General features: G+C 68.3%; 18 protein-coding genes. 17 read left to right on the forward strand and 1 reads right to left on the reverse strand.

Annotated elements, in window-relative coordinates:
• Nucleotides 1-365 precede the first annotated feature (365 nt).
• The 6 genes from arc (at nucleotide 366) to prcA (ending at nucleotide 6,240) form a co-directional block, all read left to right on the forward strand.
• Nucleotides 366-2,132 (forward strand): proteasome ATPase, encoded by a 1,767-nt coding sequence (gene arc / locus OO69_RS28755; RefSeq protein ID WP_033283729.1) that lies wholly within the window; start codon nucleotides 366-368, stop codon nucleotides 2,130-2,132.
• 244 nt (nucleotides 2,133-2,376) lie between these two features.
• Nucleotides 2,377-3,888: a depupylase/deamidase Dop gene (gene dop / locus OO69_RS28760; protein WP_199811048.1), complete on the forward strand. Its 1,512-nt coding sequence runs from the start codon at nucleotides 2,377-2,379 to the stop codon at nucleotides 3,886-3,888.
• 155 nt (nucleotides 3,889-4,043) lie between these two features.
• Nucleotides 4,044-4,262 (forward strand): ubiquitin-like protein Pup, encoded by a 219-nt coding sequence (locus tag OO69_RS28765; RefSeq protein WP_033283731.1) that lies wholly within the window; start codon nucleotides 4,044-4,046, stop codon nucleotides 4,260-4,262.
• Nucleotides 4,263-4,513: 251 nt separating this feature from the next.
• A complete protein-coding gene (locus OO69_RS53930) occupies nucleotides 4,514-4,627 on the forward strand; it encodes a hypothetical protein (RefSeq protein ID WP_390165491.1) in 114 nt (37 codons plus the stop codon).
• Complete coding sequence (gene prcB, locus OO69_RS28775) at nucleotides 4,579-5,424, forward strand: proteasome subunit beta (protein ID WP_033283732.1); 846 nt, start codon at nucleotides 4,579-4,581, stop codon at nucleotides 5,422-5,424. The genes OO69_RS53930 and prcB overlap by 49 nt, the downstream gene beginning before the upstream one ends.
• Nucleotides 5,425-5,493: 69 nt before the next feature.
• Nucleotides 5,494-6,240: a proteasome subunit alpha gene (gene prcA / locus OO69_RS28780; RefSeq protein WP_033283733.1), complete on the forward strand. Its 747-nt coding sequence runs from the start codon at nucleotides 5,494-5,496 to the stop codon at nucleotides 6,238-6,240.
• A gap of 80 nt (nucleotides 6,241-6,320) precedes the next feature.
• On the opposite strand, the gene OO69_RS28785 is transcribed toward prcA, so the two are convergent.
• Nucleotides 6,321-7,337 (reverse strand): LacI family DNA-binding transcriptional regulator, encoded by a 1,017-nt coding sequence (locus OO69_RS28785; RefSeq protein ID WP_033283734.1) that lies wholly within the window; start codon nucleotides 7,335-7,337, stop codon nucleotides 6,321-6,323.
• 134 nt (nucleotides 7,338-7,471) lie between these two features.
• Between OO69_RS28785 and OO69_RS28790 the strand changes: the two genes are divergently transcribed.
• The 11 genes from OO69_RS28790 (at nucleotide 7,472) to OO69_RS28840 (ending at nucleotide 19,016) form a co-directional block, all read left to right on the forward strand.
• Nucleotides 7,472-8,725, forward strand: a complete 1,254-nt coding sequence (locus OO69_RS28790; RefSeq protein ID WP_033283735.1) for an MFS transporter — start codon at nucleotides 7,472-7,474, stop codon at nucleotides 8,723-8,725.
• Between the two features lie 9 nt (nucleotides 8,726-8,734).
• The gene (pafA, locus tag OO69_RS28795; RefSeq protein WP_033283736.1) at nucleotides 8,735-10,096 is read left to right on the forward strand and encodes a Pup--protein ligase; all 1,362 of its coding nucleotides are present in this window, start codon (nucleotides 8,735-8,737) and stop codon (nucleotides 10,094-10,096) included.
• A gap of 142 nt (nucleotides 10,097-10,238) precedes the next feature.
• The gene (locus OO69_RS28800; protein WP_033283737.1) at nucleotides 10,239-11,252 is read left to right on the forward strand and encodes an FKBP-type peptidyl-prolyl cis-trans isomerase; all 1,014 of its coding nucleotides are present in this window, start codon (nucleotides 10,239-10,241) and stop codon (nucleotides 11,250-11,252) included.
• Between the two features lie 94 nt (nucleotides 11,253-11,346).
• Nucleotides 11,347-11,718, forward strand: coding sequence for an FKBP-type peptidyl-prolyl cis-trans isomerase (locus OO69_RS28805; RefSeq protein WP_033283738.1), 372 nt, complete (start codon nucleotides 11,347-11,349; stop codon nucleotides 11,716-11,718).
• Nucleotides 11,719-11,850: 132 nt separating this feature from the next.
• Complete coding sequence (locus OO69_RS28810) at nucleotides 11,851-12,804, forward strand: helix-turn-helix transcriptional regulator (protein ID WP_033283739.1); 954 nt, start codon at nucleotides 11,851-11,853, stop codon at nucleotides 12,802-12,804.
• Nucleotides 12,805-12,823: 19 nt separating this feature from the next.
• The gene (locus OO69_RS28815; RefSeq protein WP_033283740.1) at nucleotides 12,824-13,840 is read left to right on the forward strand and encodes a helix-turn-helix transcriptional regulator; all 1,017 of its coding nucleotides are present in this window, start codon (nucleotides 12,824-12,826) and stop codon (nucleotides 13,838-13,840) included.
• Nucleotides 13,841-13,984: 144 nt separating this feature from the next.
• The gene (locus OO69_RS28820) at nucleotides 13,985-14,299 is read left to right on the forward strand and encodes a hypothetical protein (RefSeq protein ID WP_033283772.1); all 315 of its coding nucleotides are present in this window, start codon (nucleotides 13,985-13,987) and stop codon (nucleotides 14,297-14,299) included.
• Nucleotides 14,300-14,318: 19 nt separating this feature from the next.
• Nucleotides 14,319-14,513, forward strand: coding sequence for a hypothetical protein (locus OO69_RS28825; RefSeq protein WP_033283741.1), 195 nt, complete (start codon nucleotides 14,319-14,321; stop codon nucleotides 14,511-14,513).
• A gap of 259 nt (nucleotides 14,514-14,772) precedes the next feature.
• Nucleotides 14,773-15,054 (forward strand): Sec-independent protein translocase subunit TatA, encoded by a 282-nt coding sequence (gene tatA, locus OO69_RS28830; RefSeq protein ID WP_033283742.1) that lies wholly within the window; start codon nucleotides 14,773-14,775, stop codon nucleotides 15,052-15,054.
• Between the two features lie 48 nt (nucleotides 15,055-15,102).
• Complete coding sequence (tatC, locus tag OO69_RS28835) at nucleotides 15,103-16,065, forward strand: twin-arginine translocase subunit TatC (RefSeq protein ID WP_199811049.1); 963 nt, start codon at nucleotides 15,103-15,105, stop codon at nucleotides 16,063-16,065.
• Between the two features lie 86 nt (nucleotides 16,066-16,151).
• A complete protein-coding gene (locus OO69_RS28840) occupies nucleotides 16,152-19,016 on the forward strand; it encodes a DEAD/DEAH box helicase (RefSeq protein WP_033283744.1) in 2,865 nt (954 codons plus the stop codon).
• Nucleotides 19,017-19,039: the final 23 nt, after the last annotated feature.

Below are 19,039 nucleotides of genomic sequence, written 5' to 3' on the forward strand. Positions count from 1 at the left end.
TTGGACATCGTCGACCCTACCTCCGCCCGCCCGAACGACCTTTCTCCGCGATCTCAGGTTTTACGCCCCCGCATGACGGACACTGTCCGCATGGACACTCTCAGTCAGGGGCGCCCTGGCCGGTTTCCGTCGGGCGAATAACCCGCCCGCACGGCAACTCACGTCCACCGTGAAGGGTTTTGACCAACCCGGCCTTGGAACAGTCCGCTTCTGAATCACGTTGAGTGGGTATCCACTCGGCGTGAGGGAGAGCGCAGGGTGACCGACGACACACCTTGACAGTCTTTGTGATCTAGGGGTTTCAATCGACACCCACCCAGGTAGGGTCTGGAAGCGTCCAGCTCCCCTTGGAGGAGGTGAGGACCGTGGCAGCCCACGACGACGACATGAACCGCGGCATCCGCCCGGGACGAGGGTCCGACGACCCGTCCGGGCAGATTGCCTACCTTGAGCAGGAGATCGCCGTCCTGCGACGTAAGCTCGCCGACTCTCCGCGACACACGAGGATTCTCGAAGAGCGGATCGTCGAGCTGCAGACCAATCTGGCCGGGGTGTCCGCCCAGAACGAGCGACTCGCCAACACGCTCCGTGAGGCCCGCGACCAGATCGTGGCCCTCAAGGAAGAAGTCGACCGGCTCGCACAGCCGCCGGCCGGCTTCGGTGTCTTCCTCGTGGCCAACGAGGACGGCACAGCGGACATCTTCACCGGCGGCCGCAAACTGCGGGTGAACGTCAGCCCAAGCGTGGAACTCGAAGAGCTCCGCCGCGGCCAGGAAGTAATGCTCAACGAAGCGCTCAACGTGGTCGAGGCCATGGAGTACGAGCGCGTCGGCGACATCGTCACCCTCAAGGAGATCCTCGAGGACGGCGAACGCGCCCTCGTGGTGGGGCACACTGACGAGGAACGGGTGGTGCGGCTCGCCGAGCCGCTGCTGGACATCACCATCCGCCCCGGCGACGCCCTGCTGCTCGAACCCCGTTCCGGCTACGTCTACGAGATCGTCCCGAAGAGCGAGGTCGAGGAACTCGTCCTCGAAGAGGTCCCCGACATCGGCTACGAGCAGATCGGCGGTCTGGGCGGCCAGATCGAGATGATCCGCGACGCGGTCGAACTGCCGTACCTCTACCCCGACCTCTTCAAGGAGCACGAACTGCGGCCGCCCAAGGGCGTCCTGCTGTACGGGCCCCCCGGATGCGGTAAGACGCTCATCGCCAAGGCCGTCGCCAACTCGCTGGCCAAAAAGGTCGCCGAGGTCACCGGCCAGGCCACCGGCAAGAGCTTCTTCCTCAACATCAAGGGCCCCGAGCTCCTCAACAAGTACGTCGGTGAGACCGAGCGGCAGATCCGCCTGGTCTTCCAGCGCGCTCGTGAGAAGGCCAGCGAGGGCACCCCCGTCATCGTCTTCTTCGACGAGATGGAGTCCCTCTTCCGCACCCGTGGTTCCGGTGTCAGCTCGGACGTGGAGAACACCATCGTCCCCCAGCTGCTCGCCGAGATCGACGGCGTGGAAGGCCTGCAGAACGTGGTCGTCATCGGCGCCTCGAACCGCGAGGACATGATCGACCCCGCCATCCTGCGCCCCGGCCGCCTGGACGTGAAGATCAAGATCGAGCGTCCCGACGCTGAGGCCGCCAAGGACATCTTCGCCAAGTACCTCACCGAGCGCCTCCCGCTCCACCCCGACGACGTCGGCGAGCACAGCGGCGACAAGACCACCACCGTCCAGAGCATGATCCAGACGGCCGTGGAGCACATGTACACGGAATCCGAGGAGAACCGCTTCCTGGAGGTCACCTACGCCAACGGTGACAAGGAAGTCCTCTACTTCAAGGACTTCAACTCCGGCGCCATGATCGAGAACATCGTGGGCCGGGCCAAGAAGATGGCCATCAAGGACTTCCTCGACCACAAGCAGAAGGGCATCCGCGTCTCGCACCTCCTCCAGGCGTGCGTGGACGAGTTCAAGGAGAACGAGGACCTGCCCAACACCACCAACCCGGACGACTGGGCCCGGATCTCCGGAAAGAAGGGCGAGCGGATCGTGTACATCCGTACGCTCATCACCGGCAAGCAGGGCGCCGACACCGGACGCTCCATCGACACGGTGGCGAACACCGGTCAGTACCTGTAGAAAGCAGGGTGGCTGCGGGTGCCCTAAGCGGGTACCCGCAGCCGACTGTTTTTCAGGCCATGACCGAACAAGGGGCGCGCGAGGCAATGACGCAAATGATCTCCCCACCAGCGCAAAGCCGTTCTAGGCTCTTCGGTACCGCCGAGTCGCGCAGTGCGGGGACGGGCACCGCACACGCACCGGAGCGCCAGCGGTACTTGAGCAGCGTCCCCGACCGAGGGCGCCGCCGGGCAAGGAGGGCCGCATGACCGTACGGCGAGTAATGGGCATCGAGACGGAGTACGGGATCTCCGTCCCCGGCCACCCCAACGCCAATGCCATGCTCACCTCGTCCCAGATCGTCAACGCCTACGCGGCGGCGATGCACCGGGCCCGGCGGGCCCGCTGGGACTTCGAGGAGGAGAATCCGCTGCGGGACGCGCGAGGCTTCGACCTCGCCCGGGAGGCCGCCGACTCCAGCCAGCTCACCGACGAGGACATCGGCCTCGCCAATGTCATCCTCACCAACGGCGCACGGCTCTACGTCGACCACGCACACCCGGAGTACAGCTCCCCGGAAGTCACCAACCCCATGGACGCCGTCCTGTGGGACAAGGCCGGCGAGCGCATCATGGCGGAAGCGGCGGAGCGAGCCGCCCAACTCCCGGGCGCCCAGCCGATCCACCTCTACAAGAACAACACCGACAACAAGGGCGCCTCGTACGGCACGCACGAGAACTACCTGATGAAGCGGGAGACCCCCTTCTCGGACATCGTGCGCCACCTGACACCCTTCTTCGTCTCGCGGCAGGTCGTCACCGGAGCGGGCCGCGTCGGCATCGGCCAGGACGGGCACGAACACGGCTTCCAGCTCAGCCAGCGCGCCGACTACTTCGAGGTCGAGGTCGGTCTGGAGACCACCCTCAAGCGCCCGATCATCAACACCCGCGACGAACCGCACGCGGACGCCGAGAAGTACCGCCGCCTGCACGTGATCATCGGCGACGCGAACCTCTCCGAGATCTCGACCTACCTCAAGCTGGGTACGACGGCACTCGTCCTCTCCATGATCGAGGACGGTTTCATCGCCGTCGACCTGGCCGTGGACCAGCCCGTCCGCACTCTCCACCAGGTCTCCCACGACCCGACCCTCAAGCGCCTGGTCACCCTCCGCAGCGGCCGGACCCTCACCGCGGTCCAGCTCCAGATGGAGTACTTCGAGCTCTCCCGCAAATACGTCGAGGAGCGCTACGGCTCCGACGCGGACGACCAGACCAAGGACGTCCTGGCCCGCTGGGAGGACACGCTCAACCGCCTGGAGAACGACCCGATGAGCCTGGCCGGCGAACTGGACTGGGTCGCCAAGCGGGAGCTCATGGAGGGCTACCGGCGCCGCGACAGCCTCGACTGGGACGCGGCCCGCCTCCAGCTGGTCGACCTCCAGTACGCGGACGTACGGGCCGAGAAGGGCCTCTACAACCGCCTGGTGGCCCGCGGCCGCATCAAGCGCCTGCTGGACGAGGACACGGTCGAGCGGGCGCGTACGACGCCTCCGGAGGACACGCGCGCGTACTTCCGCGGACGCTGCCTGGAGCAGTACGCCGACGACGTCGCGGCGGCCTCCTGGGACTCCGTGATCTTCGACCTCCCGGGCCGGGACTCGCTCCAGCGCGTCCCAACCCTCGAACCGCTTCGCGGAACGCGTAATCACGTCAAGGAGCTCCTTGACCGCTGTCGTACGGCGGAAGACCTGGTCAGGGTCCTGTCGGGCGGCTGAGCGGACCCACGGATCCCCGGTGCCGGACAGGGTGGAATGTCCGGTGGCCGGGAATCATCGAGGTGGCCGCCGTACGTTGTAGGAACTGCGGGGCCGATGTCAGTCCCTGCAAGTAGGGTCTGATCAAGAACGTCGAACCGAGCGGGGTGAGGGTTATGGCGACCAAGGACACCGGCGGCGGACAGCAGAAGGCGACGCGCTCCACGGAGGAGGTCGAAGAGCAGGTCGAGGAAGCACAGGCGACCGACGACCTCAAGGAGCGCCACGAGAAGCTGAGCGACGATGTCGACTCGGTTCTGGACGAGATCGACGACGTCCTCGAGGAGAACGCCGAGGACTTCGTGCGCTCCTTCGTTCAGAAGGGCGGCCAGTAGGTCGCTCTACCCTTCGATTCGAGGGTGAACGGGGTGGCGTGGTGGCAGGCGAGTCGAAGATGAAGTGCTGCGTGCGGTGCGGCGAGGCCAAGCCGCACGCAGTCTTCGCATCCGGGCGCACACATCACGTGCGATTCAGGGCGTGCCGGCCGCGTTCAAAGCGGCTCGGGAATGCCTCCTCCGTTCATGTGGATCACTGCCAGTAGACGGGTAGGGTCCGTGGCGTACTGTGCTTCAACTGCAATTCGGCCATCGGCAAGTTGGGAGTTGATCCCGACGCTGTTCGTCGGGCTGCCGCCTACTTGGAAGGATCCTCGTGGAAGCCAACACTCGTAGCCCCGGGCGTCTACCGGCTGCCTTCCTGACGCCTGGGTCGTCGTCCTTCATGGACTTCCTCTCCGACCATCAGCCGGAGATGCTCCCGGGCAACCGGCAACTGCCGCCCATGCAGGGCGTCATCGAGGCTCCGCACGGCACGACGATCGTCGCCGTGACGTTCCCCGGTGGCGTGGTGCTCGCCGGTGACCGGCGGGCCACCATGGGCAATGTCATCGCGCAGCGGGACATCGAGAAGGTGTTCCCCGCGGACGAGTACTCGGCCGTCGGCATCGCCGGCACCGCCGGACTCGCCGTCGAGATGGTCAAGCTCTTCCAACTGGAGCTGGAGCACTTCGAGAAGGTCGAAGGCGCCCAACTCTCCCTGGAGGGCAAGGCGAACCGACTGTCCACCATGATCCGTTCCAACCTCGGCATGGCCATGCAGGGCCTCGCCGTGGTCCCGCTCTTCGCCGGCTTCGACGTGGACCGCGGCGTCGGCCGCATCTTCTCCTACGACGTGACGGGCGGCCGCTCCCAGGAGCACGGCTACGCGGCCACCGGCTCCGGCTCGGTCTTCGCGCGCGGTGCCATGAAGAAGCTGTTCCACGACGGTCTGACCGAGGCCGAGGCCACGACCCTGGTGATCCAGGCGCTCTACGACGCGGCCGACGACGACTCGGCGACCGGTGGTCCCGATGTCGCCCGCCGGATCTACCCGATCGTCACCGTGATCACCGAGGACGGCTTCCGTCGGCTCACCGACGACGAGTCCTCCGAGATCGCCCGCTCGATCCTGGAGCGGCGACTGCAGCAGCCCGACGGCCCGCGTGCCGCGCTGCTCTGACCGAGGGCACGTTCTTATCAAGGTGATCCACTGACATCGACGGAACTTTAAAGAGAGGGGCGGATACCGGTGTCGACGCCGTTCTATGTCTCACCTCAGCAGGCCATGGCCGACCGGGCGGAGTACGCCCGCAAGGGCATCGCCCGTGGCCGCAGCCTGGTCGTGCTGCAGTTCGCCGACGGCATTGTCTTCGTCGGCGAGAACCCGTCCCGTGCGCTGCACAAGTTCAGCGAGATCTACGACCGGATCGGGTTCGCGGCCGCCGGAAAATACAACGAGTACGAGAACCTGCGGATCGGCGGCGTCAGGTACGCCGACATGCGCGGTTACACCTACGACCGTGCGGATGTGACCGCCCGCGGTCTCGCCAACGTCTACGCCCAGACGCTCGGCACGATCTTCTCCAGTGCGGCCGAGAAGCCGTACGAGGTGGAGCTGGTCGTCGCGGAGGTCGGGGACACTCCGGACGGCGATCAGATCTACCGGCTGCCGCACGACGGTTCGATCGTGGACGAGCACGGCTCAGTCGCGGTCGGTGGCAACGCCGAGACGATCAGCAGCTATCTGGACCAGCGCCACCGTGACGGCATGACGCTCGCGGAGGCGCTCAAGCTGGCCGTGCAGTCCCTGTCGCGTGACACGAACGGCAGTGAGCGGGAGATCCCCGCCGAGCGCCTGGAGGTCGCGGTCCTGGACCGTACGCGTCCGCAGGCCCGCAAGTTCAAGCGCATCGTCGGCCGTCAGCTGTCCCGCCTGCTGGAGGGCGAGAACGCGGACACGTCGTCGGAGGAGTCCGACGGCGACGACGAGGAGTGAGTCGACCTTCGTTCAGCCTTTCGCGCGCCCCGGCCGGTACATCGGCCGGGGCGCGCGGCGTTGCGGGGGCCGCAAGGGCGTCAGGGGGCGCCTGGTGGCGCCGTGGAGCCTCGGACCACCAGTTCCACCGGGATGTCCCCCTCCTCCGGTACGCGGCCGTCCAGGACGGCCAGGAGGGCGCGCATGCCGTGTTCGCCGAAGAGTTCGGCGTCGAGGCGGACCGTGGTCAGTTCCGGGTCGATGGCCGTGGCCAGGGCTAGATCGTCCAGGCCGGTGATCGAGAGGTCGTCGGGGATGCGCAGGCCCAGGCGGCGGGCGGCCTTGTAAGCGCCGGCGGCGAGTTTGTCGTCGTCGCAGACCAGGGCGGTCACCCGCGACCCCGGGGCCGCGAGTGCTGCCTCGGCTGCGGCCAGGGCGCCCTCGATGGAGATGGGGGCGCGGGTCGTCCGTACCGAAGTGCCTGCCACCGAGCCCACGCGTGCGGCCAGTTCACGCGCGCGTACCTCGAAGGTCCAGGACGGTACGTCGGCGGCGAGGTGCAGGAAGTGGCGGTGGCCCAGGGTCAGCAGGTGGTCGGCGACCTGGCGGATGCCGTCGGCGATGTCCAGGTTGACGGTGGCGGCGCCGAGGCTGCCCTCGGGGTCGCTGTCGAGCATCACCAGGGGCAACTGGTCGCCGCGGATCGCGGTGAGGGCGTCGGCGGCCATGGAGGAGGCGATCACGCCGTCCAGGGCGGCCTGGGCGGAGGCGAAGGGGTCGCGGGCGGGGCCGATGCCTTCGGGGGAGGGGTAGAGCACGACGCCGAAGCCGTGTTCGGCGGCGACGCGGGCGGCGCCCGTGTAGACGCCGGCGAAGAACTCGGTCGTCAGCACTGGGACCACGAGGAGGACCGTGCGGGTGCGGCCCAGGCGGAGGTTGCGGGCGGCGAGGTTGGGGCGGTAGCCCAGGTCGCGGGCGGCCTCGCGGACACGTTCGGCGGTCGTGGCCGAGACCCGGCCGCGCCACTTGTCGCCGAGCACCAGGGAGACCGCGGCCTGGGAGACGCCGGCGGCCTGCGCGACGTCGCGGCTCGTGGGGCGGGTGCTGGCTGGTGCCACGGTCGGCCTGCTCCTTGGTGAGGATCCGTAGGGACTCCGTATGGACGCGTGAACAGCGCACATGGTACGTATGACAGAAGACGTTATACGTAAAACCTCATGCGTGACGGTGAGGGGGAGGACGGTTCGAGGCCGTGGGATATCTGGAGATCCTCAGGGCGAGGCACGCCACCCGCCTGCTCGTGGGCACGCTGGTGGGCCGGTTGCCGAACGCCACCGCCGCGATCGCGATCGTGCTGTTCATCCGCGCGGAGGGCGGCACCTACAGCCTCGCGGGCGCTCTGGCGGCCGTCTACGGCATCGCCAACGCGGTCGGACAGCCCCTCCTGGGGCGACTGGTGGACGTCCACGGACAGCCGCGCGTGCAGCTGCCCGCCGCGGTCCTGTCGGCGCTCGCGATGACCGTCTTCGCCTTCGGGGGCACCGATCCGCTGCCCCTCGCCTACGTCGCCATAGCCGCCGCCGGGCTCTTCGCGCCGCCCCTGGAGGGCGGTCTGCGGGCGCTGTGGCCGGCCGTGCTGCGGCGCGAGGAGCAGGTGCACACGGCGTACGCCATGGACGCCGTCGCCCAGGAAGTCATGTTCACCGTGGGGCCCTTGCTCGTGACGGTGTTCGTGTCGCTGTGGTCCGCCCCTGTGGCGCTGCTCGTGCTGAACGTCATCGGGGTGCTGGGCGCCCTCTCCGTAGTCGTGTCGCCCCCCTCGCGCGCGTGGCGCTCGGCCCCGCGCGAGGCGCACTGGCTGGGCGCCCTGCGCTCACCGGGACTCCTGGCGCTGCTCGGCGCCTTCCTGTTCGTCGGGATGGCGCTCGGCTCGATCACGGTCGCGTCGGTTTCGTACGCCGACGGGCACGGCGGTGACGTCGTGTACGGCTGGCTGATGGCGGCGATCGGGCTGGGCGCGCTGCTGGGCGGCACGGTCTACGGGGCCCGGCAGTGGACCGGGGTCCCCGAGCGCCGACTGCGGGTCCTGGTGGGGCTGCTGGCGGTGTGTTACCTGCCGTTGATGCTCATGCCGGGCGCGGTCGCCATGGTGCTGCTCACCGTGCTCGCCGGGATGTTCCTCGCGCCCGCCCTCGCCTGCGCCTTCATCATCGTCGACCGGCACGCGCCCAAGGGCACGGTCACCGAGGCTTTCTCGTGGCTTGTGACGACGTTCACCGTGGGGGCGTCGGTCGGAACGGGCGTCGCGGGGCCGGTCGTACAGGCCGGTGGGGCGCTGTGGGGGTTCGCCGTGCCGGGGGTCGCGGGGGCGGTGTCGTTGCTGGTCCTGCTGGCCACCGGACGGGTCCTCGCAGCTCCCGGCGGGGGTGCGGTGATTGCGGCTTCATCGGAAAATGATCCAAACCGAGCGGTCGAACCCCGTTTCAGCACAGGGGATCGGGCGTAATGTTCAGTCATGGACCGCCGCATTTTCGGGCTGGAGAACGAGTACGGCGTCACGTGTACGTTCAGGGGACAGCGGCGTCTGTCTCCCGACGAAGTGGCTCGGTACCTCTTCCGCCGTGTCGTGTCATGGGGCCGCAGCAGCAATGTCTTTCTGCGAAACGGCGCCCGGCTCTATCTCGACGTGGGCTCACATCCGGAATACGCGACCCCCGAATGTGACAACGTGACCGAACTGGTCACCCACGACAAAGCCGGCGAGCGCATTCTCGAAGGACTCCTGGTGGACGCCGAACGACGCCTGCACGAGGAGGGAATCGCGGGCGACGTCTACCTCTTCAAGAACAACACCGACTCGGCGGGCAACTCGTACGGCTGCCACGAGAACTACCTGGTGGCACGGCACGGCGAGTTCTCCCGGCTCGCGGACATCCTCATCCCGTTCCTGGTCACGCGTCAGCTTCTGTGCGGCGCGGGCAAGGTGCTGCAGACTCCGCGCGGCGCCGTGTACTGCGTCAGCCAGCGCGCCGAACACATCTGGGAGGGCGTCTCCTCGGCGACGACGCGTTCCCGGCCCATCATCAACACGCGGGACGAACCGCACGCGGACGCCGAGCGCTACCGCCGTCTCCACGTCATCGTGGGCGACTCGAACATGTCCGAGACGACCATGCTGCTCAAGGTCGGCGCCACCGACCTCGTGCTGCGCATGATCGAGGCGGGCACGGTGATGCGCGACCTGACCCTGGAGAACCCGATCCGGGCGATCCGCGAGGTCAGCCACGACATCACGGGCCGGCGCAAGGTGCGTCTGGCCAGCGGACGCGAGGCCTCCGCGATCGAGGTGCAGCGCGAGTACTACGAGAAGGCCGTGGACTTCGTCGAGCGCCGCGGCATCCGTACGGGCACCGTCGAGCAGGTCCTGGAGCTGTGGGGCCGTACGCTCGACGCGATCGAGGCCGAGGACCTCGACCGGATCGGCACCGAGATCGACTGGGTCATGAAGTACCAGCTCATCGAGCGGTACCGGGCGAAGCACAACATGACCATGTCCCACCCGCGGGTGGCGCAGATCGACCTCGCCTACCACGACATCCACCGTCGCCGAGGGCTCTACTACCTCCTCGAGAGGAAGGGCCAAGCCGCCCGGATCTGCAACGACTTGAAGATCTTCGAGGGCAAGTCCGTTCCGCCGCAGACCACTCGGGCCAGGCTCCGCGGCGACTTCATCCGCAGGGCTCAGGAACAGCGGCGGGACTTCACCGTCGACTGGGTCCATCTCAAGCTCAACGACCAGGCCCAGCGCACCGTGTTGTGCAAGGACCCGTTCCGTTCGGTGGACGACCGGGTGGAGAAACTGATCGCCGGAATGTAGGCAAAAACATCCGGATACCGACGTCCGGATACATATTCGGTACGCCACACGGGCCCCGTACGTTTCACGTACGGGGCCCGTGCCACGCCGTAGAGTTGCGCGCACGCCATCAACAAGATCAACCGATTACGAGGCCTTCACCGTGCGCCGACGCTCCGTTCTTATCGCTGTTCCCGCAGGACTTGTGACGATCGCGGGGTGCGGTGACAGCGATTCCTCCTCCAGCAAGGCCAGCGCGTCGCCGTCGCCCTCGCCGTCCTCCTCGGCCTCGGCGGTGCCGCCGCCGAAGCTGGTGGACGGTCCGCTGCCGGCGATCACGGCGGGCACGAAGTTCGACGAGAAGCCGACCGTCGCCAAGGGCACCGGCGATCCGTCGAAGAACCTCGCGGTGAAGACGGTGATCGCGGGCGGCGGCAAGGCAGTGGCGGAAGGCGACTTCGTCAAGGTCAACTACCTGGGCCAGATCTGGTCGACGGCGAAGGTCTTCGACAACTCCTACGACCGCAAGACCTCGTTGGTCATCCAGCTCGCCCAGGGCGGCATCATCGACGGCTGGCGCTACGGCCTCGCGGGCAGGAAGGTCGGCAGCCGCGTCGAGATGGCGATCCCGCCGACCTGGGGATACGGCACGGCGGGCAGCCCCCAGGCGGGCATCAAGGGCACCGACACGCTGGTCTTCGTGATCGACATCCAGGACGCCTTGAACGCCAAGAGCTCCGCCAAGGGCACGACCGTCGCGCAGTCCGACGCCGATCTGCCCAAGGTGGGCACGAACACCGACGGCAAGGCCCCCTCGGTCACCATCCCGAAGGCGGACCCGCCCAAGAAGCTGGTGTCGAACTACGTCCTGGAGAGCGACGGAGCCGTCGTCAAGGAGGCCCAGTCGATCCTCTGCCAGTTCAAGGGCGTGGTCTGGAGCACCGGCAAGGAGTTCGAATCGACGTACTCGCAGGGCCGGTTGAGCCAGTTCTCGATCAAGGACATGGAGTCGGTCGTCAAGGGCCTGGCCCAGGGCATCACCGGCAAGAAGGTCGGCAGCCGCATCATGATCGTCGCGCCCGCGGACCTGGCCTACGGGAACACCCCGCCGAGCGGGGGCGCCATCAAGAAGGGCGACACCCTCGTGTTCTCCGTGGACATCCTGGCGGCCATGTGATCCCTGCGGGGATCGGCCTGGCCGGAGCGCGACACCGGCCGGGATGCGAGACTGTCCGAGTTGTCTTGTCGTACACATAGCAGGAGCCAGAGACGTGAGCATCGAGAAGCCCGAGATCGACTTCCCGGAGGGCGAAGCCCCGGCCGACCTGGAGATCAAGGATCTCTGGGAGGGTGACGGCGAGATCGCGGTGGCGGGCCAGAACGTCACCGTCCACTACGTGGGCGTTGCCTTCAGCACCGGCGAGGAGTTCGACGCCAGCTGGAACCGCGGTACCCCGTTCAAGTTCCCGCTCGGTGGCGGCCGTGTCATCAAGGGCTGGGACAAGGGCGTGCAGGGCATGAAGGTCGGCGGCCGCCGCCAGCTGACCATCCCGGCGCACCTCGCCTACGGCAACCAGAGCCCGACCCCGGCGATCAAGCCGGGCGAGACCCTGATCTTCGTGGTCGACCTCATCGCCGTCTGATCACCGGTTCCGACCGGACCCGATCACCTGGGGCCCATGCCTGTGAGGGCATGGGCCCTCGGCTTTTGCCAGGCCTGCGCGGGGCGGTACGGTCATCGTTCGTAAGCACATACAGGGAGGCGAAGGGCGTCGATGGCCATTGCCAAGGCCGAGCGGCTGATGAACCTCGCGCTGTGTCTGCTCGGGACGCGGCGGCCGCTCAGCAAGCGTGAGCTGCGCGAGTCCATCGAGGCGTATCTCGAAGCGGGCAGCGACGACTCCTTCAACCGGATGTTCGAGCGCGACAAGGACGATCTGCGCGAACTCGGGCTGGTCATCGAGACGGTGGAGAACCTGGACGGCGAGGTCGGCTATCTCGCCCGCCGCGACAGCAACCGCCTCCCGCCCATCACCCTCGACGCCGAGGAGGCCGCCGCGCTCGGTCTCGCCGCCAAGGTGTGGCAGCAGGCCCGGCTCGCCGGCGCCGCGAGCGGCGCGCTGCAGAAGCTGCGCGCGGCCGGGATGCCCGAGGACCTCGACCCGTACGAGCCGCACGGCGCCCTGGAGCCGCGCATCCCGGTGCACGAGGCGTCGTTCGAGCCGCTGATGCTGGCCTGTCGCGACCGCCGTCCCGTCGTCTTCGACTACCGCAAGGCCACCGCCGCCCGCCCCGAACCCCGCAATGTCGAGCCGTGGGCGCTGGAGTGCTGGCGCGGCCACTGGTACCTCGCCGGCTGGGACCGGGACCGGGGTGCCGAGCGGGTCTTCCGTCTCTCCCGGATCACCGGCAAAGTGCGGTCCCGCAACGGGCGGTTCACCGCGGACATCCCCGACGTCGTCACCGTGCGCGAGACCGTCGCGAGCTGGGCGGGGGAGACCGCCGACCGCTCCGCGCTGATCCGGCTGCGCACGGGCTCCGGTTACCCCTTGCGGGCGAAAGCCGTGTCGGTTCGGGAACTCGGGGACGGCTGGGACGAGTTGGAGATTCCGTACGGCCATGGGCTGGATGCCTGGCTGGTGGAGTTCGGCCCTGATGTGGTCGTCCTGGAGCCGGCCGAGCTGCGGGCCGACGTGGTGGACCGGCTGCGCGCCGTGGCCAAGGGCTGAGGGGGAGCGGAAGAGAACTGTGGCAGGCAAACCGGTCAGGCCCGTCAACGCCATCGACCAGACCCGGCGGATGCTCTCCCTGGTGACCTATCTCAAGGAGCGCCCCGGAGCGCGCATCGAGGACGTCGCCCGTGCCTTCGGGATCACCGAGGACGAGCTGGTCTCCGACCTCGACGTGCTGCCCATGTGCGGGACCAGTTTCCGGGGCGGCGACCTGCTCGACATCGACACCGACGGCGACCGCATCTGGTGGCACAACCCGGACGACGTCGCCGAACCGCTCCGGCTCGCCGCGGACGAGGCGACCGCTCTCCTGGTGGCCGCCCGCGCAGTGTCGACCCTCCCGGGCCTGCGCGAGAGCGACCGGCAGGCGCTGCTGCGGGCCAACGCCAAGGTGGAGGCGGCGGCCGGTGAGGCGGCCGGGGCCAGCGCGCGCCTTTCGGTGACCTTCGAGTCCGAGGGCGGGGTCTTCGCCGACGTCGACCGCGCGATCTCGGAGCGCCGCCGCCTGTGGATCCGCTACTACTCGCCGGCACGCGACGAGTTGAGCGAGCGCGAGATCGACCCCATCCGTCTGGTCAGCGTCGGGCACACGTACGTGGAGGCCTGGTGCCGCCGCTCCGAGGCACGCCGCACCTTCCGCCTCGACCGGGTCGCCGAGATCAAGATCCTCGACGAGCCGTCCGCACCGCCCGAGATCGAACTGCGGGACCTGTCCGAGGCGTTGGTGCAGCCCGCCGCCGAGGACCCCGAGGTCGTCGTGGAGGTCGGCCCGGGCGGACGCTGGGTCGCCGAGTACTACCCGCACGACAGTGCCGATGAGCTTCCCGACGGCGGGCTGCGTATTACCTTGCGCACCCCCGACCCCACGTCCCTGAGACGCCTGGCCCTACGGCTCGGGCGCGACGGCCGGATCGTCTCCCCGAGCGACCTCGCCGACAGCGCCCGCCGGGCCGCCCGCGAGGCGCTGGCGGCGTACGACGGTCCGCAGGGTGTTGTTGACGCGGTGCAGGGTGTTGACGAGAGGCCGGAGTGAGCCGTAGGGGCGCGCCGTTACCGAGAGGGCGAGCGCGCGGAGGCCCGAAGGGGTGAGCACGGTCGCCCTCTCGGTAACGGCTGAAGGCGCCCCGGAGGCGAACGACCAAAGGAAAGAGGAGCAGGGGCTGTGAGCGAGTCGACGATGACTGGTGTCCCAGGTGTCTCCGGTGACCAGGGCGTCTCCGGTGGTCCGGAGATGACGGTGGCCGCCGCGTTCGCCGGGATGAAGAGCGTGGTGCCCGTGATGTTCAGAGCGGGCTGCCCGGACTGCCGGAGCAACTTCGAACTGGCGGCCGGCGCTCTGCGTCTCGCCATCGGCGCCACCAGCCGCACCACCTTCTACTCCTTCACCTGCCCCGACTGCGGCGCGGCCGTACGCAAGCCCGCGGGCGAGCGGATCGTCGAGCTGCTCACCGGCGGCGGGGTCAGGACCCTGCGGCTGACCTCCGTCGGGTAGCAGGGTCTAGGCTCGCCCCATGTTCTGGGCGATGGTCGCGGTAGCTGTGGGTTTCCTGGGTCTCGCCGTGCTCGGCGTGCTCGCCGTCCGGGTCTTCCTGGAGGCGCGGCGGCTCGGGCTCCAGGTCGCGGACGCCGCGCACCGCATCAACCGGGCGGCCGAGGACCTGGAGCGAGCGGCGGTGTCCACCGCGCGTTCCGTGGACGCACTGTGAGTCACATATGGGCGGGGTGTGAGTTGCGCGCCTCATGCGCTTCGCGTCACTTTGCCCTGTCACGTTGTCGGTGGAGGCGGGTACGCTGCTGATCGCGGTCCGGATAACGAGGCCCGGAGCGCGGACCGGGAGTACGCACGGGGATTGCCTCACGTTTACCCCTGAGCGTTACGATCGCTGGCAGCACGAAGGTCGGACAGATGTCCGATCGATCGGACAGCACCCCACCCCAGCCGCCTCGGTGAGAAGGTAAAGACTTATGTTCGGAAGGCTCGGAGCACCCGAGATCATTCTCATCCTCGTCGTCATCGTGCTCCTGTTCGGCGCGAAGAAGCTTCCGGACATGGCCCGCTCGCTCGGCAAGTCCGCCCGCATCCTCAAGAGCGAAGCCAAGGCGATGAAGGAAGAGGGCAACACCACGCCCACCCCCGCCGGCCCGCCGAACACCGACGAGTCCGTGCAGCGCACCATCCAGGCGGCCCCCGGCGACGTGACCAGTGCGCGTCCCGTCACCGAGCCGTCGGACACGACCAAGCGCTGACGCAGGGCCGGGACCCCCTCGGCCTGCCGCACGAGATGAGGACGTGGGTTGCCTAAGTCTGCCCGCAAGAAGGAGAAGGACCCCGAGGGGCGGATGCCCCTCGCGGACCATCTGCGCGAGCTGCGCAACCGGCTCGCGAAGGCGATGCTCGCCATCATCGTGGTGACCTGCGTGGCCGCCTTCTTCTACAACGACATCGTCAACATCATCACCAAGCCGGTGCTGGACTCGGTCGGTTGCGCCTCGACCTTCGAGGAACTGCGCAAGGCCGGTGACAAGACGCACCAGTGCGCGCAGATCACCATCAACGGTCTGCTGACGCCGTTCACGCTGGCGTTGAAGGTGTCCCTGATGGCCGGTGTCGTCCTGGCGTCCCCGGTCTGGCTGTACCAGCTCTGGGGCTTCGTCGCTCCGGGCCTGCACAAGAACGAGAAGAAGTACGCGCTCGGCTTCGTCGGTACCGGCGTTCCGCTGTTCCTCGCCGGCGCCTACTTCGCCTACCGGGTGCTGCCCACCACCGCGAAGGTCCTGCTCGGATTCACGCCGAAGGACGTCAGCAACCTGCTGCCGCTGGACGACCTGCTCGACCTGGTCACGCGCATGGTGCTGGTCTTCGGCCTCTCCTTCGAGCTGCCGCTGCTGCTGATCATGCTCAACCTCACGGGCGCGCTGACCGGCAAGCGGATGCTCGGCTGGTGGCGCGCGATGATCCTCGGCATCACGGTCTTCGCGGCCGTCGCCACCCCCAGCACCGACCCGCTGACCATGCTGGCGCTGGCCGGGCCGATCTGGGTGCTGTACTTCGGCGCCGTCGTCTTCTCCCTGCTCAACGACCGGCGCAAGCGCCGTCGCGACGCGGAGGGCCCGGACGACGACGAGGCCTCGGACCTGGACCTCACCCCCGAGGACATCGGCGAGATCGAAACCGTCTCGGCCGGCCGGGCAGCCCTGCCCGAGCAGGCGAGCGGCACGGGTTCCGACCGGGTCAACGGATACGACGACGTGACCTGAGCACCTTCCCGAACTCCGCCGAGACCGGCCGTTCCCGCACTGCGGGCGGCCGGTCTCCGTGTGTGGAGGATCCATGGGAACGGATAATGATCGTCCTGTTGTCAGTGGCGCCCGGTACGCTCGAAAGCACGATGACAGAGGACCTCTCCCCGGCCGAGCGGTACGCGGCAGCCCGCCTGCGGGCAGCCGAGCAGGCCACCGCGCTCGCGGACTTCCGCGAGATGTACGACTTCGGTCTCGACCCCTTCCAGATCGAGGCCTGCCAGGCGCTCGAAGCGGGGAAGGGCGTGCTGGTAGCGGCGCCCACCGGCTCCGGCAAGACGATCGTCGGCGAGTTCGCCGTCCACCTCGCCCTCCAGCAGGGCAAGAAGTGCTTCTACACGACCCCGATCAAGGCGCTGTCGAACCAGAAGTACGCCGACCTGTGCCGCCGTTACGGCGCGGACAAGGTCGGCCTGCTCACCGGCGACAACAGCGTCAACTCCGAAGCCCCGGTGGTCGTCATGACCACCGAGGTGCTGCGCAACATGCTGTACGCCGGTTCGCAGACCCTCCTCGGCCTCGGCTACGTGGTCATGGACGAGGTGCACTACCTCTCCGACCGCTTCCGCGGCGCCGTATGGGAAGAGGTGATCATCCACCTCCCTGAATCGGTGACCCTGGTCTCCCTGTCGGCGACCGTGTCGAACGCCGAGGAGTTCGGCGACTGGCTCGACACCGTCCGCGGCGACACCGAGGTGATCGTCTCCGAGCACCGGCCCGTGCCGCTGTTCCAGCACGTGCTCGCCGGACGGCGGATGTACGACCTCTTCGAGGAGGGCGAGGGCAGCAAGAAGGCCGTCAACCCCGACCTCACCCGCCTGGCCCGCATGGAGGCCCAGCGCCCCTCGTACCAGGACCGCAAGCGCGGCCGTGCCATGCGCGAGGCCGACCGGGAGCGGGAGCGCAGATCGCGTTCGCGGGTGTGGACACCGGGCCGCCCCGAGGTCATCGAGCGGCTGGACAACGAGGACCTGCTGCCCGCCATCACGTTCATCTTCAGCCGCGCCGCCTGCGAGGCCGCCGTACAGCAGTGTCTGTATGCCGGGCTGCGGCTCAACGACGACGAGGCGCGGGAGAAGGTGCGGGCGCTCGTCGAGGAGCGCACGGCGTCCATTCCCGACGAGGACCTGCATGTCCTCGGGTACTACGAGTGGCTGGAAGGCCTGGAGCGCGGCATCGCGGCCCACCACGCGGGCATGCTGCCGACGTTCAAGGAGGTCGTGGAGGAGTTGTTCCTGCGCGGGCTCGTGAAGGCCGTGTTCGCGACGGAGACCCTGGCGCTCGGCATCAACATGCCCGCGCGCTCGGTGGTGTTGGAGAAGCTCGTCAAGTGGAACGGCGAGCAGCACGCCGACATCACCCCCGGCGAGTACACCCAGCTGACCGGCCGGGCCGGCCGTCGCGGCATCGACGTCGAGGGCCACGCCGTCGTGCTGTGGCAGCGCGGGATCAGCCCCGAGCACCTCGCGGGACTGGCCGGCACGCGCACGTACCCGCTGCGCTCCAGCTTCAAGCCGTCGTACAACATGGCGGTCAACCTCGTCGAGCAGTTCGGGCGGCACCGGTCGCGGGAGCTGCTGGAGACGTCCTTCGCGCAGTTCCAGGCGGACCGGTCGGTCGTCGGGATCTCGCGGCAGGTGCAGCGCAACGAGGAAGGTCTGGAGGGCTACAAGGACTCCATGACCTGCCACCTGGGCGACTTCGACGACTACATGCGGCTGCGCCGCGAGCTCAAGGACCGCGAGACCGAGCTGGCCCGGCAGGGCGTGGCGCTACGGCGCGCCGAGGCGGCCGTCGCGCTGGAGAAGCTCAAGCCGGGCGACGTCATCCATGTCCCGACCGGCAAGTACGCGGGTCTGGCACTGGTGTTGGACCCGGGACTGCCCGCGGGGCGGTCCAACGGCCATCGCGGATTCGAGCAGCACGACGGGCCGCGTCCGCTGGTCCTGACGGTGGAGCGGCAGGTCAAGCGGCTCGCGTCGATGGACTTCCCCGTCCCCGTCGAGGCGTTGGACCGGATGCGGATCCCCAAGTCCTTCAACGCCCGTTCCCCGCAGTCCCGTCGGGACCTGGCGTCCGCGCTGCGCACCAAGGCCGGGCACATTCCGCCGGAGCGGGCCCGCAAGCAGCGCTCGCAGGCCGCGGACGACCGGGAGATCGCGCAGTTGCGTACGGCGATCCGGGCGCATCCGTGTCATGGGTGCAACGACCGTGAGGATCACGCGCGTTGGGCCGAGCGGTATCACCGGCTGCAGCGGGACACGACGCAGTTGGAGCGGCGGATCGAGGGGCGGACGAACACGATCGCCCGGACCTTCGATCGGATCGTCGCGCTCTTGACCGACCTGGACTATCTGCGGGGCAACGAGGTCACCGAGCACGGGAAGCGGTTGGCCCGGCTGTACGGCGAGCTTGATCTGCTGGCCAGTGAGTGTCTGCGGGAGGGGGTTTGGGAGGGGCTTTCTCCTGCCGAACTCGCCGCGTGTGTCTCGGCGTTGGTGTTCGAGGCGCGGGTCAGTGACGATGCGACTGTGCCCAAGGTGCCGTCGGGTGCGGCCAAGGCCGCGCTGGGGGAGATGGTGCGGATCTGGGGGCGGCTTGATGCCCTTGAGGAGGATTTCCGGATCACTCAGACCGAGGGGGTCGGGCAGCGGGAGCCTGATCTTGGGTTTGCCTGGGCCGCGTATATGTGGGCCAGCGGGAAGGGGCTGGATGAGGTGCTTCGGGAGGTTGAGATGCCTGCGGGGGACTTTGTTCGGTGGTGTAAGCAGGTGATCGATGTGTTGGGGCAGATTTCTGCTGCGGCGCCGGTTACTGAGGGCGAGGCGGCTTCTACCGTGGCTAAGAATGCGCGGAAGGCTGTTGAGTTGTTGTTGCGGGGGGTTGTGGCCTACTCGTCTGTGGGGTGACGGGGTCGTTGGCGGGTGCGGGT

Origin of the sequence: Streptomyces sp. NRRL F-525, from assembly GCF_000716605.1 — a bacterium.
GTDB lineage: Bacteria > Actinomycetota > Actinomycetes > Streptomycetales > Streptomycetaceae > Streptomyces.

Coding starts and splice junctions, on each gene's coding strand:
- dop (WP_199811048.1), top strand. CDS start 2,377: ATGACCGTACGGCGAGTAATGGGCATCGAGACGGAGTACGGGATCTCC.
- OO69_RS28765 (WP_033283731.1), top strand. CDS start 4,044: ATGGCGACCAAGGACACCGGCGGCGGACAGCAGAAGGCGACGCGCTCC.
- pafA (WP_033283736.1), top strand. CDS start 8,735: ATGGACCGCCGCATTTTCGGGCTGGAGAACGAGTACGGCGTCACGTGT.
- OO69_RS28810 (WP_033283739.1), top strand. CDS start 11,851: ATGGCCATTGCCAAGGCCGAGCGGCTGATGAACCTCGCGCTGTGTCTG.
- OO69_RS28820 (WP_033283772.1), top strand. CDS start 13,985: ATGACTGGTGTCCCAGGTGTCTCCGGTGACCAGGGCGTCTCCGGTGGT.
- OO69_RS28825 (WP_033283741.1), top strand. CDS start 14,319: ATGTTCTGGGCGATGGTCGCGGTAGCTGTGGGTTTCCTGGGTCTCGCC.
- tatA (WP_033283742.1), top strand. CDS start 14,773: ATGTTCGGAAGGCTCGGAGCACCCGAGATCATTCTCATCCTCGTCGTC.
- OO69_RS28840 (WP_033283744.1), top strand. CDS start 16,152: ATGATCGTCCTGTTGTCAGTGGCGCCCGGTACGCTCGAAAGCACGATG.